The following is a 16,157-nucleotide window of genomic DNA, read 5'->3' as shown; positions in this document are numbered from 1 at the left end:
CGGTCACACTTTCTGGTGGGCGGGGTTCTGGTGGGCGGGGCTGGGGAAGTCGAGCGAGGGGTTCATCGGGTTGAGGTCGACCACGAGCGTCGGGTCCACCGTGTGGTGCAGGTCGTTCGGGTGCTGGTCGTTCTCGTTCAGGTGGTGAGGATCGGCGCTGGCGGCGATGAGCACGGGCACCCCGGCATCCGCTACCAGGGCCAGCACGGCCTCGGTCGTGCGGTCGTCGACCACGACGTGGTCGAGATCGGCGAGCCGGGCGAACTTCACGAGCCCCATGCTGGCCAGGTGCTCTCGGTCGGCGATCAGCACCACGCGCTCGGCGGCCGCGATCGCCGCGCTCTTCACGATCGCGGCCTTCGGATTGGCGGCCAACAGGTGGCCGTCGCGCGTCACCCCGGTCACGGTGATGAAGGCCACATCGATGCGGATGTGCTCGAGCGATTCCCGGGCCCACTGCCCGCTCTGCGAATCGTCGGCCGGGTCGACGGTGCCGCCGAGGTTGTAGACGACGAGTGCGCCATTGCGACTGGCGATGAGCGCCACCGGAATTGACGGCGTCACGAGCTGGAGCTCGGCGTCGTCGGGCACGAGGGCGGCGAGTGCCTCGGCGATCTCCCCCGAGTCGAGAAAGATCACCCCTCGTTCGGGCAGCAGCCGGGCGGCGAGGGTGGCCACCGGGTGAGCGGATGGCTCGGGATCGGTGATGAACGACGGGTCCGTCACCGGGTCTGCCGCCCGGATTGCCCCGCCATGGGCGCGGCGCAGGTGCCCCGCCTCTTCGAGCACGCGCAGGTCGCGCCGAATCGTTTCTTCGGCCACGCCGAGGGATTCGGACAGGTCGTGCACGTCGACCCGACCGGCGAGGGCGAGCACGCCCAGGATCTGGTCGTGCCGGGTCTGCGCCTGGCGGCCCGGCGCTGCCCCGCCGGCGACCGGCTCGCCCTCTGTAGTTCTGCTCATCATGGCTCCCCTGCCTGCGTCATCTGCGTTCACAGCGCTGCTTCATCATGGCGCGGATTGCGCGTTGCCTGATGGGTGCTACTTGATAGCACCCATGGCGAGGCCGGTGACGAGGCGCTTCTGGGCGAGCCAGCCAGCGAGCACGACCGGCAGCACCGCGAGGGTCGAGGCCGCCGAGAGCACGGCGAGGAACTGTCCGCGGCCGTCGACGAAGCTGCCGAGGAACGGCGGCGTGGTGCGGGCCATCGTCGAGGTGAGCAGGTTGGCGAGGAAGTACTCGTTCCAGGCGAAGATGAAGCAGATCAGCGCGGCCGCGGCGATGCCGGGGGCGACGATCGGCAGCACGACCCGCACGAGCTCGGTGAAGAAGTTCGCGCCGTCGATCTGCGCGGCCTCCACGATCTCGAGCGGCACCTCGCTGAAGAAGGATCGCATCATCCACACCGCGAGCGGCAGGTTCATGCCCACATAGAGCACGCTCAGCGCCGAGATGTTGTCGAGCAGGCCGAAGTTCTGCAGCAGCAGGTAGATCGGGATGATCGCGGCCGCAATCGGCATGAAGCGGGTGCTGATGAAGAAGAACAGTGCGTCTTGGGACTTGATGATCGGGCGGATCGACAGGCCGTAAGCCGCCGGGATGGCGAGCAGCAGCACGATGACGGTCGACATGACACTCGCGGTGAGGGAGTTGAGCAGGTAGACACCGAAGCCGCGGTCGAGCACCTCCGCGAAGCGGTCGAAGGAGAGCGACGTGAAGATCGTCGGGGTCTTGGTGGCCGCGGCCGCTTCGGTCTTGAAGGCGGTGAAGACCATCCACGCGACGGGAAAAAAGAAGCCGAGGGTGACGACCCAGGTGAAGACGGTCAGGGCGGTGCTCGTGGCGCGGTGGCGCAGGCGCCGGTTGCGGCGGCGGGCGGGCACGGTGCGCGTGGCGGTAGCGGTGGCAGAAGTCATGACTTGGCCCCTTCACTGGAGAAGATCTTGAAGAGCAGGCGCAGGGCGACGCTCGCGACGATGATGGTCAGCAGAACGGTGACGACGCCGTAGGCGGCAGCCTCACCGATTTCAAGGCCGACGAAGGCCCGCTCGTAGAGCAGGTAGGACAGGGTCTTGGTGCCGCCGGTGCCGCGGGTCATGATGGCGATCGGGTCGAAGACCTGCAGCAGCATGATGCCGCCGAGCAGCACGGCCAGTTCGATGTACTGGCGCAGGTGCGGCAGGGTCATGTGGATGAAGCTGCGGATCGGGCCGGCTCCGTCGACGGATGCGGCCTCGAGTGTCTCCTGGCTCTGGCTTTGCAGCCCGGCCAGCAGGATCAGCATCATGAACGGCGTGTACTGCCAGGTGAGCACCATGATCACGGTCAGGGCCGGATTGTCGGTGTTCCACTGCACGGGGTCGATGCCGATGACCGAGAGGCCCCAGTTGACCATGCCGACGTTGGCGTCGAGCATGGACCATTTCCAGATCAGCGCGGCCGCGGCCGGCATCATCAGGAACGGGGTGATCACGAGCGTGCGGGCCAGGCCCTGGCCGATGAACTTGCGGTTCAGCAGCAGGGCGATACCGAGGCCGAAGATGACCGACAGCACGATCGAGGAGCCCGTGATGACGACGGTGGCCGACAGTGACTGCAGAAACTCGCCGCCGGTGAAGACGGTCACGTAGTTGTCGAACCCGGCGAATCCGCGGGATCCGGGGCGCATCAGGTTCCAGTTCTGGAACGAGTAGTAGATGGTGACCAGGAACGGGATCTGCGTCACGAGGATCGCGACGACGATCGCGGGCCAGACCAGCGCGCGGGCGAGCTTGAGGGCCTTCTTCTGGCCGGGGGTGAGCTCGGGCTTCGGGCCGCGACGGCCGCCGCCGCGTGTGCCGCCGTTTCGGGTGAGGATCGCCCGGGTGGACTCTTCAGCCCCCGGGGGCGTTGTGGATGGGGCCACAGTCGCGGTCATGTCTCAAGTCACTTTCATGACGCTGATGGGAGCGTCTCGATGCTGATGGGAGGAGGGGCCGTTCCGCCTGGTTTCCCGTTGGGTTGCCAGGGGGAACGGCCCTCTCGGGGTCGAGCTGGTGGTGCGGGAGGTGCGAGGTGCGGGAGCTACTTCTGGGCGTCGCCGACCTCGGTGGCCAGCTCCTGGCCCTTGTCGAGCACGCTCTCGACCGTGTCGCGGCCGGCGAAGACGTCGGCGATGTCCTGCGAGACCTGGTTACCCAGGTCCTGGAACTCCGGAACGGTGACGTACTGGATGCCGACCCACGGCTGCGGGTTCACGCCGGGCTGGGTCGGGTTGACGGCGAGCATGATGTCCTGTGTGATCGGCGCGAAAGCGGATGCCGCGGCGAGGTACTCTTCGTTCTCGTAGGTCGAGATGCGCGATCCCGGGGGCACGCGCTCCCAGCCGAGGGTGGTGCCGACGAGGTCGATGTACTCGGTGCTGGTGGCCCAGCTCACGAACTCCCACGCGGCGTCCTGCTGCGTGCTGGTGTTCGGGATGGCGAGGTTCCAGGCCCAGAGCCAGCCGGACTCTTCGGTTTCTTTCACCGGGGCGTGCACGTAGCCGACCTTGCCGGCGACAGCGGAATCATCCGCTTCGATGGGGCCGGCGGCGCTCGTGGCGTCGTACCACATGGCCGCGTTGCCCTGCGAGAACAGGTTGAGGCACTCGGTGAAGCCGGTCGAGACGGGGTCGGCTTCGCCGGCATCCGCGACCAGGTCGGTGTAGAAGGTGACGGCCTCAGTGAATTCGGGGCTGTTGACGGTGGCGTTCCAGTCCTCGTCGAACCAGCTGCCGCCGAAGGTCTGCACCACGGTGGTCAGCGGGGCGAAGAGCTCGCCCCAGCCGGGCTTGCCACGCAGGCAGATGCCGGCGACGTCGTCGGTCTTGAGGGTGCGGGCGAAGCCGGCAACTTCGTCCCAGGTGGGTTCGGTCGGCATGGTGAGGCCGGCCGCGTCGAACATCTCCTTGTTGTACATGAGGAAGGAGGACTCGCCATAGAAGGGAACGGCGTAGAGGCTGTCATCGACGGTGAGCGCTTCGCGCACGGGCGGCAGCAGGTCGTCGACGTCGTAGGCTTCGTCGGCCTCGGCGAGCGGGCCCAGGTCGACGAGCCAGTCGTTCTGGCCCCAGATCGGAACTTCGTAGCTGCCCACGGTCACGATGTCGTACTGTCCGCCCTGGGTGGCGACGTCTTTGGTGACGGCGTCGCGCAGGTCGTTCTCTTCCATCGCCACGAAGTCGACGGTGATGTCGGGGTGGGATTCTTCGAAGGCGCCCTTGAGCTCCTCCATGTCTTTCATCTGCGGGTTGTTCACGGTGGCGAGGGTCAGAGTGACCGGGCCATCCGCTTGTCCGGAGCCGCCGCCGGCGCCCGCTCCGCTACAGCCGGCCAAAAGCACACCCACCGAAGAGAACGCCACTGCGCTGAGCAGTACCCGCTTCTTCATGGAATAAGACTTCGTCATCTCAAACCTCATCATCGTCGACACGTCCTTGTGGACTGGTATTTACCGAGTATCAACCGAACCTGTGGTTTATGCAACCCAAATTGTGACTTTGTGATGTTTGCGTGACCAAATTTGCCCGAATGGTCGGTTTTGGGCCGCCAAACCCACACGCGGGCCCATGCAATTGATAGTCTCGGGTCAGCGCACAGCAGCGCCGACCCCCGGGAGACATCGATGTACCCAGCAGAGCGCCAGGCCGCGATCATCAAGCTCGCGCAGCACGGCACCGGTGAGATCGCCGTCGCGGCCGCGAGTGAGGCCCTGCAGGTGACGAGCGAAACCATCCGCCGCGACCTCGCCGTGCTCGAACGCCAGGGCCTGATTCGCCGCCAGCACGGCGGCGCCCGGCTCACCCAGAGCACTCCGTTCGAGATCGCCCTCGCCCAGCGCCGCCTCGAGGATGCCCCCGAGAAGCAGCGCATCGCCCGCCGCGTGCTCGAAGAACTTCCCGCCGACGGCGTCGTGCTGCTCGACTCGGGCGCGCTCACCCTCGTGATCGCCGCGATGTTTCCCGAGGACCGCTCGCTCATGGTCGTCACCAACAACCTGCCGGCCGTGCGCCTGCTCAGCCAGAAACCCCGCCTGACCGTGCTCGCCCTGCCCGGCCGGGTGCGCAGCCTCACCCAGGGCGCCGTCGACGAGTGGACCCGCGCCCGCATCAGCCAGCTCAACGTCGACGTCGCCTTCGTCGGCGGCAACGGCCTGACCGCCGAGGCCGGGCTCACCACCACGATCCCCGACGAGGCCGAGGTGAAACGCGCCATGATGCTCAGCGGACGCCGCCGCGTGCTCGCCATCACCTCGACCAAGATCGGCTCCAACTCGTTCTGCCACGTCGCCGACGCGAACGAGTTCGACCTGATCATCACCGACAGCGGCATCGACCCGCGGCAGGCCCGCCGGCTGAGCGCCGCCGGCCCCGAACTCGTCATCGTCTGACCATTGCGACGGATGCCCCGGGCCGGCCCGTGCAGGCCGGCCCGGGGCATCCGTCACCCGCGTAGTTCGCCCTGTTCGGCGCGACTTGATCTGCGTCAAGGACGTCGGGCCGGGATGCTCGTAGCTTGGGAACCACTCAAGCAAAGGAGAACACCTTGTTCATCAACCGCATCCTCGCCCGCGTCGCCGCACAGCTGGCCGCACTCGCCCCCGTCACCGCCGAGGCCCACTGCGATACCGCGGGCGGCCCGGCCGTCAAAGACGGCCGCACGGCCCTCGAAACGGGCAACGTCAACTACGCCCTCAAGTGGATTCCCGCCGAGGGTGAAGCCGAGTTGCGGGGCGTTTTCGCCCAGGCGTTGACCGTGCGCACCCTCGGGGCCGATGCCGCAGCCCTGGCCGACCAACACTTTCTCGAGACGCTCGTGCGCATCCACCGTATGGGTGAGGGCGTCGGTTTCACCGGCATCCAGCCGGTCGGCACCGCGATCGACCCGGTTGTCACGGCCGCCGACGAGGCCCTCGCGCTGAACTCCGACGCCCACCTGCTGCCGCTGGCGCCCGAAGAGCGCCGCGCCGAACTCGACGCCCGCTTTCAGGCCGCGCTGGCCGTGAAGGACTTCGACGTGAACGACGTGATCGCCGGCCGTCGCTACCTGGCCGCGTACGTCGACTTCTTCACCTACGCCGAGGGCGAAGACCACGAGCACGCGCACCACGAACACTAGGCCGAGGCATGTTCCGCCTGGTGCGGGTCGCCGGTGAGTCGATGAGCCCGACCTACCGCGACTCGGACCTGCTGCTCGCCCGACCGGTCAGCCCGGGACGGGTGCGGCGCGGTGACGTCGCGGTGTTCCGCCATGGCGGGCTGCGGCTGATCAAACGGGCGGTCGGCGTGCCGGGCGACCTCGTCGAGGTCGAGGCCGGCCGCCTGTTCGTCAACGGCCAGTCCGTCGACGGATGCCCCCGGCTGCATGGTGCCTACACCCAGACCTGGCGCGTGCCCGCCGAGGGCTACTTCATGGCCGGCGACAACCCGAATGGCTCCGATGACTCCCGGGTCTGGGACGAGCCCTTCGTCTCGGCTGCGCGCATTGACATGGTCATCATCCGGCACCTGTTCGGCCCGGGCCGGGTTCGAGGCCTCAGGCCGGGTCGGCCAGATCCTGCAGCCGGCCGGGTTGCCTGATCGACAGCGCGCGGCCCGAACCAATCTCAATCAGCCCCTGATCAGCGAGACTTTTCAGGGCCCGACTGAAGCTCTCGGGGGTTGTGTCGAGCAGCGAGGCCACGTCTTTCTTGGCCAGCGGCAGGGTCACCGTGGCGATGCCGCTGCGCCGGGTGCTCGGCAGGCCGAGCAGGTAGTCGACCAGGCGGCTTTCGACCCCGCGCGAGGTCAGCGCGTTCAGTCGGTGTTCCGTGTCGGCGAGGCGTGCGCTCACGGTCGCGAGCAGCCGCAGGCCGATCCCAGGGTGCGTGATCATCAGGACTTCCAGGTCGTCATGGTGGAACACGCAGAGCCGGCAGTCCTCGAGCGCGGTGGCGTAATCGTCGGGCCGCTGTCCCGTGAAAACCGAGGTCTCGCCGGTGAAATCGCCCGGGCCGAGAACGCGGATGAGTTGCTCCGAGCCGTCAGCCGAGACCCGAAAGACCTTGAGCCGGCCGGTGTGCACGACGATCAGCTGCGCCACATCGTCGGCGGCGGCATAGGCGGCCTCGCCCCGCTGCAGCTGGGTCGGGCGCGCCACCCCGGCCACCCGTTCCTGGTCGTGTGCAGACAGTCCGGAGAAGACGGGCACACGGGAGACGCAGGTTTCGGCCATGTCCTCAGCCTAGAACCGCGCGGCGCGGTATTCTCGGCGGCATGAGCGAGGAGGCTGAGCGGGTGCACCCCGAGGACCGCGCCGCCTGGCGGGCGTGGCTGCTCGAGAATCACGAGGTGGCGGCATCCGTCTGGCTGGTGACGTGGCGCAAAGCGGCCGGCAAGCCGATGCTCAGCTACGATGACGCCGTCGCTGAGGCCCTCGCGTTCGGCTGGGTCGACAGCAAGGGCGGCAAGATCGACGAGAACCGCACCATGCTGTACTTCGCCCGCCGCAAGCGGGGCAGCGCCTGGAGCGCCCCGAACAAGCTGCGCATCGAGCGGATGCGCGCGGCCGGCCTCATGATGCCGGCCGGCGAGGCGGTCATCGCCGCCGCCGTCGCCGACGGGTCGTGGACCCTTCTCGACGACGTCGAGAAGCTGATCGTGCCGCCCGACCTGGCCGCGGCCTTCGAGGACTTTCCCGGGTCGCGTGCCCGGTGGGATGGCTTTCCGCGGTCGGCGCGGCGCGGCATCCTCGAGTGGATCGTGCAGGCCAAGACCCCGGCGACCCGGGCGAAGCGCGTTCTCGAGACGGCAACCCGGGCCGCGGCCGGCGAGCGCGCCAACCAGTGGACCGGCCCGCGCCGCCCGTAGCCGCCCGTGGCGCCGCGTGGCGACGGGAGGACGATTTACTCCCCTGTCGGTGTAGGGAGGACGATTGGGCCGGTTTCAGACACAGCGTCCTCCTTTCGCCACGCGCGCGGCCGAACTACAGGCGTGGGGCGGGCCTCAGCCGGTCGTCGTTGCTCGGCGCGACCGCGAGAATGGCCAGCACCAGCGCGATGACAGCGAGCCCGATCCAGCCGAGGCCGGAGAGTCGCTCGCCCACGATCAGCACGGCCAGCACGGTCGCGATCGCCGGCTCCGTCAGGGTGATCGTGGTCGCGGTGCTGGCCGACACCGTCGTCAGCCCGTAGCCGAATAAGAGGTAGCCGAGGAACATCGGCACGAGCGCCATGTAGGCCGCGACCGCGAATGCCTCCGGCGAGGCGAGCAGCGGGGCGCCGGTCAGGGCCAGCACCGGCAGCAACAGGGCGCCGCCGAGTCCGAAGACGGATCCCATCGACGCCGCCCGGTCGATTCCCCGGTTGATCAGCCGGTGGGCAACCCAGGAGTAGGACGCATAGGTGATTCCGGCGACCAGCCCGAGGGCGATCCCCCACAGCGCACTCGTGCCCGTGCCGGCGCCCCCGGCCAGTTTCGAGAGACACAGCAGGGTGGCGCCGATCGTGCCCAGGCCTGCCGCGAGCATCCACCAGCGGCTCAAGCGCCGGCGCTCGACGATGCGCTCCAGCAGTCCTGAGGCCAGCGGCGCGCTCGCGAGGGAAACGACCGAACCGACCGCCACCCCTGCGAGATGCATCGAGCTGTAGAACGCCAGCGGGTAAATGGCCACCGCCGCCGCGCCGAGCACAATCAGGCCCCGGTTCGCCCGCAACGCCGGCCGCGCGGCCCTCAGCGCCGGCACCGCGATGGCCGCCTGCAGCAGTCCGCCGACGCCGAGCGCGGCCGCACCGATCGCGAGGGGCCCGACGCCGGGCGCAAAGGTCGCGGCCGTTCCGGTCGTCCCCCACAGGATCGACGTCACCGTGATCGCCGCGATGCCGGCCAGCCGCGCGCGATTCATGGCTAGCGAGCTCCTCCCCATCAGTGTTCTCAGCCTAGCGACGGCGGGCGAGCGGATGCCCGAGGGCCGACACCCCCGCATCCGCTCGTTCCCAAAATCGCGGTTCTGTGGCACCCTCGATGCATGACCCCCGCCTGAGGGCCATTGGTTCGGCCTCGAGTCGAAAGCTGCCGATGGAGGCACGATGTCAGAGCGCACAACACCCGCCAACGGCCCGGCACAGCGCAGCCCGTTTTCGATCATGCGGCGCAAGCCCATCACCGATATCGGCGATGAAACCACCAAGAACGGCCTGTTCAAGAGCCTCGGACTCTGGCAGCTGACCGCAATCGGCGTCGGCGGCATTATCGGAATCGGTATCTTCACCCTCGCCGGCCTCGTGGCAAACGGCGGACCCGACGGCGAGGGTGCCGGGCCGGCCGTGCTGATCTCGTTTTTGATCGCCGGCCTCGCGAGCGCGGCCGCCGCCCTGTCGTACGCCGAGTTCGCGGGCATGATCCCGCGGGCCGGCTCGGCGTACACCTACGGCTATGTCGCGCTCGGCGAAATCGTGGGCTGGTTCATCGGCTGGGACCTGCTGCTCGAGTACATCGCGATCGTCGCCGTGGTCGCGATCGGCATCTCGGGCTACTTCACCGAGTTCATGGGCGGCATCGGCATCGAGGTTCCGATCTGGATGCAGGGCACCCCCGACACCCTCGACGGCGGCCTGATCAACCTGCCCGCGATCGTGGTCTGCGTGCTCGTCACGTTCATTTTGAGCCGCGGAACCCAGACCTTCGGCCGCTTCGAGCTCGTCGCCGTGGGGCTCAAGGTGTTTCTGATTCTCGCGATCATCGTGCTGGGCTTCTTCTACATCAACACCCAGAACTACGTGCCGTTCTTGCCGAACGGCTTCGGCGCGGTCTTCACCGGCGCCGCCACGGTCTTCTTCGCGGTGTTCGGCTACGACGCCATGAGCACCGCCGCCGAAGAGGCGAAAGACGGCAAGAAGCACATGCCCAAGGCGATTCTGCTCTCGCTCGCGATCGCCATGGTGCTCTACGTGCTCGCGACGCTCGTGCTCACGGGCATGCAGAACTGGCAGGACATCGACCCGACCGCGGCCTTCGCGGTGGCGTTCCAGTCGGTCGGGCTGCCGGTGGTCGCGACCGTGCTGTCGGCGTTCGCCGTCATCTCGATCCTCACCGTGATGCTCACCTTCTTGCTCGGCGTCAGCCGGGTCTGGTTCTCGATGAGCCGTGACGGCCTGCTGCCCACGTGGTTCTCGGGCACCGACAAGAAAGGCACACCGGCGCGCGTCACGTGGATCGCCGGCCTCGCTGCCGCGGCCCTCGCCGGGGTCTTTCCGATCCGGCTGATCGCCGACCTCACCAACATCGGCATCCTCGCGGCGTTCGTCGTGGTCTGCGTCGCCGTGATCGTGCTGCGCCGCACCCGGCCCGACGTGCCGCGCACGTTCCGGCTGCCGCTGATGCCGTGGATCCCCGCGTTCGGCGTGCTGTCGTCGTTCTTTCTCATCACGCAGCTTCACCCGGAGACCTGGCTGCGCTTCGGCATCTGGCTCGTGATCGGCCTGGTCATCTACTTCGCCTACGGCCGCCGCAATTCGGTCATGAACCCGAAGAGCCCGCGCTACGTGGAGCATCCGGTCGACCCGCACTAGCGCTCTTCGGGCAGCGGATGCCGCGGGTCGGCCGTCACGGCACTCGTTGCGTGAGCCGGCACTCGATAGAACCAGTGCCGCGTGACCGAACGAGTGCCGCGATGTGCTGTGCCGCCGCTCCCGCGGTCTGGAGGTCGGCCCGGTTTCGATACGCGGGCGTGGGGCGTGCCCGCTACTCAACCAGCGGATGGGGAAACGGGGTCAGTGCACGTACTCGAGCAGGTCGAGGCCGACGGCTCGGAAGCCGTCGGCGACCGCGAGGCGGGCGTGCAGGGTGGTGTCGCTGAAGTACATCGAGACCGCATAGGTCACCCCGGCGCGGGGCCCGCGCAGCAGGCCGATCTCGCTGCGGACGCCGGCATCCGCCCCCGTCTTGTTCACGAGCAGCAGCCCGTGGTCGGGCTCCCGGTGCGAGAGCGGGTCGAGTCCGAAGGCACTGGCCACCAAGGACAGGTCGGTGCCGAGTGAGAGCCAGCCGAGCACCCGGGCGCTGACGTCGGCGTCCACGATCTCGCCGCGGGCCAGCGCGGTCAGCAGCCAGGTCAGCTCTTTCGCGCTGCCGACCGAGAGCTGCGGGGCGTCGTCGGGGCCGCGGTGGTCGCGCACCCGGTCGAGCAGGCCGCTGCGGGTCAGGCCCAGCGACTCCGCGCGGGCGCGCACCGCCGCGAGCCCGACCGCTCGAATGAGCACGTTCGTGGCGAGGTTGTCGTTGCCCGCGCCCACGAGGGCGGCGAGGTCGGCCGCCGGCAGCGACGGCGCCTGCAGGTGCTGCCAGATTCCCGACCGGCCGACGGCGTCATCGTTGCTGCGGTCGAGGATCGGGTACGCCCCGAAATCCGCCTCGCGCAGCTTCGCGGCAACCTCGACCAGCAGCAACACCGTGCCGACACCCGCGGTGGGCATCACGACGTGGTCGTCGATCGAGAGCAGCACCCGCCCCGTCGCCAGGTCGGTCGCCCGCGCCGACACCTGCACGCCGGCGATGGCGAGTTCGCCGAGGGCGTGGAATCCGCGCGCGAAGGTTTCGGGCGCATCCGTGCCCCGGTGCTTGCCCACCGGGGCCGCCACATGGCGGGAGCGACGCTGCGAATCCTGGGCGGTCATAGCGAGCGGTGCTACCAGATGGTGACGCGCTGTTCCGGGGCGAGCCAGAGGGCATCCGCTTCGGTGACGCCGAAGGCGGTGTAGAAGGCGTCGATGTTGCGCACGATCTGGTTGCAGCGGAACTCGTTCGGCGAGTGCGGGTCGATCGCGATCAGGCGGATGGCTTCCTCGTCGCGCAGCTTCATCTGCCACGCCTGCGCCCAGCTGTAGAAGAATCGCTGGGCGCCGGTGAGCCCGTCGATGACCGCCGGCTCCACGCCGTTCAGCGAGAGCAGGTACGCCTTCCACGCGATGGAGAGCCCGCCGAGGTCGCCGATGTTCTCGCCGATCGTGAGCGCGCCGTTCACGGTGTGGTCGGGGATCTGCGCCGGGCGGAGCGCGTTGTACTGCTCGATCAGGGCCTTGGTGCGCTCTTCGAACGCGGTCTTGTCGGCCTCGGTCCACCAGTCGAGCAGGCGGCCGTCGCCGTCGTACTTCGAGCCCTGATCGTCGAAGCCGTGGCCGATCTCGTGGCCGATGACCGCGCCGATCGCGCCGTAGTTGGCGGCGGCGTCGCGGTCTTCGTCGAAGAACGGAAACTGCAGGATCGCGGCGGGAAACACGATCTCGTTGAAGCCGGGGTTGTAATAGGCGTTGATGGTCTGCGGGGTCATGAACCACTCGTCGCGGTCGAGCGGCTTGCCGATCTTGCCGAGTTCGCGGTGGAACTCGTAGTCGTTGGTGGCCTGCACGTTGGCGAGCAGGTCGTCGGCGACGATCGGCAGCGACGAGTAGTCGCGCCATTTCACCGGGTAGCCGATCTTCGGCGTGAACTTCTCCAGCTTCTCGAGGGCGCGGCCGCGGGTCTCTTCGGTCATCCAGTCGAGCTCGTGGATGCTCTGCCGGTAGGCCTCGACGAGGTGGCCGACGAGCACGTCCATGCTCTCCTTCGCGGTGGGCTTGAAGTGGCGTTCCACGTAGATGCGGCCGACGGCCTCGCCGAGCGCGGACTCGACGAGCGAGACGCCGCGCTTCCAACGCTCGCGCAGCTGCGGGGTGCCGCTGAGGGTGCGGCCGTAGAAGTCGAAGTTGGCCTCTACGAATTCGCCCGACAGGTACGACGACGACGAGCGAATGATCTGCCAGCGCAGCCAGTCCGTCCACGACTCGAGCGCGTCCTCGGTCAGGGACTCGGCCAGTCCCGCGATGAAGCTCGGCTGCCGCACGACGACCTCGTCGAAGGAACCGGCCGGCACGTCGAGCGCGTCGAGCCACAGGTCGAGGTCGGCGCCGGCTGCGAGAGCGGATACCTGCCCCCAGGTGCGCAGGTTGTACGACTTCTCGCTGTCGCGGCTGGCGACCTTGTCCCAGTGGTGGGTGGCGAGCTCGGTCTCGAGGTCGAAGACCCGCTGTGCGCGCCCGGGTGCGTCGTCCTGGCCGGCGAGGGTGAACATCCGCTCGAGAAAGGCCAGGTAGGCGACGCGAATGTCGGCGAATTTCTCGTCGCGGTAGTACGACTCGTCGGGCAGGCTGAGGCCGCCCTGCTGCAGCATGACGAGGTAGCGTTCGGGGTTTCCCGGGTCGTTGTCGACGAAGAGGCCGAAGGCGCCGCTGACCCCGGCGCGCTCGAGGCGGCCGAGGGTGCTGAGCAGTTCGGGGATGCTGGTGATGGTGTCGACCGTGGCGAGGTCGGCGGCCAGCGGCGTGGCGCCGAGGGCTTCGATGCGCTCTTCGTCGAGGAAGCTCGCGTAGAGGTCGCCCACCTTGCGCTCCTGCGTGCCCGGCTCGGCGGCCTGCGACTCGAGGATGATGTCGCGCACGGCCTTCTCGGATTCTTCGGCGAGAAGCGTGAAGGAGCCCCAGCGGGCTTTGTCGGCCGGGATCTCGGTGCGGGCGATCCACTTGCCGTTCACGTGCCGAAAGAGGTCGTCTTGCGGGCGTACCTCCGGGTCGAGCTCGTCTTGGTTAATGCCGGATGCGCTCACCGAGTCAGTCATGGCTCCAGCCTATCCGGGAGGGCTGACAGGAATGGCTGCGGGCCGTCTCGGTGAGCGGATGCCGCGGTCGGGTCGGGCGCGCGACCGCGGCCGATATGGGTGCCCGCTACGGTAGCGGCCGTAGCGTGCGCCCGTTTGGGGCGCGGTCATGGAGCGCGCACCTGCACGGCAACGGATGTTCGGGGCTGAGGTCTACACAACGCTCTGCGCGATGTCAGTCATCCCTGGTACGGTCCGCTGTAGAGAAGCCGTGAGTGGAGGCCCGCACACCGAAGAGCCCTGCCAGCAGCGACCCCGGTTCGGAGCCGGCACTCGCGGGCGAAGAGATTAGGGACCTCGACGACTGAGATGCCGCGCTTAAGGTGCGGCGTTATCCGCTCCCGATCGAGGCCAATTCGTTCCAAACCGGCTCGTGTCATCTGAAAAGCGCGCGGTCCACTAACGTTGCGCCACGGCTGGAATCGAGCTCTGGACCGCGCGCGCGATGGCATCACGGTAAGGGCGATCCTGCTCCCGCTGTTCCTCGTCGAGGGTGCCGAACGGGACGAGCGCCGGGTGCTGCGGATTGATGTCTGACATCCACACGGACCATGCATCGTGGACGTCTTCGAGGGAGACTTATTCGCCCTTGACCAGGCCCAGAAGCGCATAGATCCGGTACAAGGACATCATGATCGCCGGGCACGCCTATTCGCTCGGGGTCGGGCTGGCAACACACAACGTGAAGGACTTCGAGTTGGTCGCCCATATGGTGCAGATCGTGGCGCTGTAGCCGGCGGGCGACTGAAGCTTGACCTACGGTGTCCGTCGTTGACATCGCACAAATATCCATAAGAATGAAGCGGATGCCGCCGCGCAGCATCCGTTTTCCACACAGGGGAGCAATCATGGCCGGATTCAGCACGAGTGAATGGATTGCTCGAGCGCCGAACGAGGTGTTCGACTTCATCACCAACCCGAACAACGCGCCGAAGGTCATGGAATCCGTGCAGAGCATGGTCGCTCTCACGGAGGGGCCCCTGCGTGTGGGCACGCGCTACCGAGAAACCCGCCTGATGCGGGGCAAGGAGGAGCGCGCCGAGCTCGAGGTCGTCGGCTACGAACCGCATCGGCGGTACGCGGTGAAGAATGTGACCGAGGGATTCGACACCGTCTACGACTACGCATTTCGCGCCGAAGCCACCGGGACACGCGTCGACCTGGTCTGCACGGTCACCACCAGTGGAGCGAAACGGCTGATGCTGCCGGTCGTGACCGCGGTATTGAAGAAGGAAGACGGCGACCACCTGCTGAGGCTGAAGAAGGCTCTCGACGCGTGAACGGTTCGGCACCGTGCGACCGCAGGCCTGGGGCATAGCCGCGCCGACCGAGTTCGTGCGGGCTCCCGGCTCGGCACTGATGGCATCCGCTTCTGGCTCAGAGTGTTAGGTTAGCCTTACATAACTAAGCACTCGACAAAAGGACCAGCTTGAAGCCCCTACGCACCCTCGGTGTTATCGCCGTTGCCGCAGTCGCCCTCTCCCTCACCGCGTGTTCACCGGCCGCCGACGACTCAGAAACCGTCGCCAGCGACGGCGCGTTCCCCGTGACGATCGAGCACGTCTTCGGCACCACGACGATCGAGGCGCAGCCCGAACGCGTCGCCTCCGTCGCCTGGTCGAACCACGAGGTTCCCCTCGCGCTCGGCATCGTGCCCGTGGGTATGAGCAAGGTCACCTGGGGCGACGACAACGACAACGGCGTGCTGCCCTGGGTCGAGGACACGCTCGCCGACCTCGACGCCGAGACCCCGGTGCTCTTCGACGAGACCGACGGTATCGACTTCGAGGCCGTCGCCGACACCGCGCCCGATGTCATCCTCGCGTCCTACTCCGGCCTGACCCAGGAAGAATACGACACCCTCTCGAAGATCGCGCCGGTCGTCGCCTATCCCGACGTGGCGTGGGGAACGACCCTCGAAGACATGATCCTGATGAACTCGAAGGCGATCGGCCTCGAGAACGAGGGTGTGCAGCTGGTCGCCGACCTCGAGACCGAGATCGATGCCGCACTCGAGCAGAACCCCGAACTCGACGGCAAGAAGGTGCTGTTCTCCTACATGGACCCCACCGACCTGAGTCAGATCGGCTTCTACACGAGCCACGACACTCGTCCCGGCTTCCTCGCCGACCACGGCCTGCCGATGCCGTCGATCGTCGAAGACGAGTCCGCCGCCACCGATGAGTTCTACGTCTCGGTCAGCTCGGAGGAAGCCGACCGGTTCGCCGACGTCGACGTCTTCGTCACCTACGGCGACTCCGACGGCGCGATCATCGCCCAGCTGCAGGCCGACCCGCTGCTGTCGCAGATCCCTGCCATCGCGAACGGCTCCATCGTGATCCTGCAGGATGCGACGCCGCTCGCGGCCTCCGCCAACCCATCGCCGCTGTCCATCGGATGGGGCGCCGACGAGTACTTCGGCCTGCTGGCCGCGCCGTTCCAGACGGCCGGTTGAGCCGTTCACTGACGAT

The 16,157-nt window shown here is 67.7% G+C and carries 15 protein-coding genes and 1 pseudogene; 7 read left to right on the top strand and 9 right to left on the bottom strand.

The features are described from left to right. Positions 1 to 3 precede the first annotated feature (3 nt). The 4 genes from D6T64_RS12390 to D6T64_RS12375 all read right to left on the bottom strand — a co-directional run bounded on the left by D6T64_RS12390 (position 4) and on the right by D6T64_RS12375 (position 4,429). On the bottom strand, positions 4 to 963 hold the full coding sequence (locus tag D6T64_RS12390; protein ID WP_158594882.1) for a DeoR/GlpR family DNA-binding transcription regulator: 960 nt from the start codon (positions 961 to 963) through the stop codon (positions 4 to 6). 78 nt (positions 964 to 1,041) lie between these two features. Continuing rightward, positions 1,042 to 1,917: a carbohydrate ABC transporter permease gene (locus D6T64_RS12385; RefSeq protein ID WP_119974992.1), complete on the bottom strand. Its 876-nt coding sequence runs from the start codon at positions 1,915 to 1,917 to the stop codon at positions 1,042 to 1,044. Further along, positions 1,914 to 2,918, bottom strand: coding sequence for a carbohydrate ABC transporter permease (locus tag D6T64_RS12380; RefSeq protein ID WP_119974991.1), 1,005 nt, complete (start codon positions 2,916 to 2,918; stop codon positions 1,914 to 1,916). The genes D6T64_RS12385 and D6T64_RS12380 overlap by 4 nt, the downstream gene beginning before the upstream one ends. Before the next feature lie 146 nt (positions 2,919 to 3,064). Then, complete coding sequence (locus D6T64_RS12375; protein ID WP_119974990.1) at positions 3,065 to 4,429, bottom strand: ABC transporter substrate-binding protein; 1,365 nt, start codon at positions 4,427 to 4,429, stop codon at positions 3,065 to 3,067. Positions 4,430 to 4,645: 216 nt separating this feature from the next. Between D6T64_RS12375 and D6T64_RS12370 the strand changes: the two genes are divergently transcribed. The 3 genes from D6T64_RS12370 (at position 4,646) to lepB (ending at position 6,599) form a co-directional block, all read left to right on the top strand. Continuing rightward, the gene (locus D6T64_RS12370; protein ID WP_119974989.1) at positions 4,646 to 5,410 is read left to right on the top strand and encodes a DeoR/GlpR family DNA-binding transcription regulator; all 765 of its coding nucleotides are present in this window, start codon (positions 4,646 to 4,648) and stop codon (positions 5,408 to 5,410) included. Positions 5,411 to 5,565: 155 nt separating this feature from the next. After that, positions 5,566 to 6,138 carry a DUF6448 family protein gene (locus D6T64_RS12365; RefSeq protein WP_119974988.1) on the top strand — a complete coding sequence of 191 codons (573 nt, stop codon included), beginning with the start codon at positions 5,566 to 5,568 and terminating at the stop codon, positions 6,136 to 6,138. An 8-nt stretch (positions 6,139 to 6,146) separates the two neighbouring features. Then, complete coding sequence (gene lepB, locus D6T64_RS12360; protein WP_119974987.1) at positions 6,147 to 6,599, top strand: signal peptidase I; 453 nt, start codon at positions 6,147 to 6,149, stop codon at positions 6,597 to 6,599. Here the strand turns inward: lepB and D6T64_RS12355 are convergent. After that, entirely contained in the window at positions 6,556 to 7,233 is a 678-nt protein-coding gene (locus D6T64_RS12355) for a Crp/Fnr family transcriptional regulator (RefSeq protein WP_119974986.1), read from the bottom strand. The genes lepB and D6T64_RS12355 overlap by 44 nt on opposite strands. Positions 7,234 to 7,274: 41 nt before the next feature. On the opposite strand from D6T64_RS12355, the gene D6T64_RS12350 reads away from it, so the two are divergent. Continuing rightward, the gene (locus D6T64_RS12350) at positions 7,275 to 7,868 is read left to right on the top strand and encodes a YdeI/OmpD-associated family protein (RefSeq protein WP_119974985.1); all 594 of its coding nucleotides are present in this window, start codon (positions 7,275 to 7,277) and stop codon (positions 7,866 to 7,868) included. A 115-nt stretch (positions 7,869 to 7,983) separates the two neighbouring features. Here the strand turns inward: D6T64_RS12350 and D6T64_RS12345 are convergent, their stop codons facing one another. Then, the gene (locus tag D6T64_RS12345) at positions 7,984 to 8,901 is read right to left on the bottom strand and encodes a DMT family transporter (RefSeq protein WP_119974984.1); all 918 of its coding nucleotides are present in this window, start codon (positions 8,899 to 8,901) and stop codon (positions 7,984 to 7,986) included. A gap of 184 nt (positions 8,902 to 9,085) precedes the next feature. Here D6T64_RS12345 and D6T64_RS12340 point away from each other — a divergent pair, with 184 nt between their 5' ends. Further along, positions 9,086 to 10,567: an amino acid permease gene (locus D6T64_RS12340; protein WP_119974983.1), complete on the top strand. Its 1,482-nt coding sequence runs from the start codon at positions 9,086 to 9,088 to the stop codon at positions 10,565 to 10,567. A 201-nt stretch (positions 10,568 to 10,768) separates the two neighbouring features. Here D6T64_RS12340 and D6T64_RS12335 read toward each other — a convergent pair whose 3' ends face one another. From D6T64_RS12335 to D6T64_RS22660, 3 genes and pseudogenes are all read right to left on the bottom strand, one after another. Further along, the gene (locus D6T64_RS12335; RefSeq protein WP_119974982.1) at positions 10,769 to 11,671 is read right to left on the bottom strand and encodes a serine hydrolase; all 903 of its coding nucleotides are present in this window, start codon (positions 11,669 to 11,671) and stop codon (positions 10,769 to 10,771) included. Positions 11,672 to 11,682: 11 nt separating this feature from the next. Continuing rightward, entirely contained in the window at positions 11,683 to 13,647 is a 1,965-nt protein-coding gene (locus D6T64_RS12330; RefSeq protein WP_119974981.1) for a M13 family metallopeptidase, read from the bottom strand. Between the two features lie 438 nt (positions 13,648 to 14,085). Beyond that, positions 14,086 to 14,253, bottom strand: a pseudogene (locus tag D6T64_RS22660) (DUF7701 domain-containing protein); the annotation flags it as partial. A 281-nt stretch (positions 14,254 to 14,534) separates the two neighbouring features. Between D6T64_RS22660 and D6T64_RS12320 the strand changes: the two are divergent. Together D6T64_RS12320 and D6T64_RS12315 are read left to right on the top strand one after the other, a co-directional pair. Continuing rightward, the gene (locus D6T64_RS12320) at positions 14,535 to 14,966 is read left to right on the top strand and encodes an SRPBCC family protein (protein WP_158594880.1); all 432 of its coding nucleotides are present in this window, start codon (positions 14,535 to 14,537) and stop codon (positions 14,964 to 14,966) included. A gap of 149 nt (positions 14,967 to 15,115) precedes the next feature. Continuing rightward, positions 15,116 to 16,141, top strand: a complete 1,026-nt coding sequence (locus tag D6T64_RS12315) for an iron-siderophore ABC transporter substrate-binding protein (RefSeq protein ID WP_119974978.1) — start codon at positions 15,116 to 15,118, stop codon at positions 16,139 to 16,141. The last annotated feature ends 16 nt before the right edge of the window (positions 16,142 to 16,157 follow it).

It is taken from the genome of Cryobacterium melibiosiphilum, assembly GCF_003602235.1.
GTDB classification, from domain to species: domain Bacteria; phylum Actinomycetota; class Actinomycetes; order Actinomycetales; family Microbacteriaceae; genus Cryobacterium; species Cryobacterium melibiosiphilum.
Note: the sequence above shows the minus strand (reverse complement) of the source record. Positions and strands in the feature narration are given on the sequence as shown.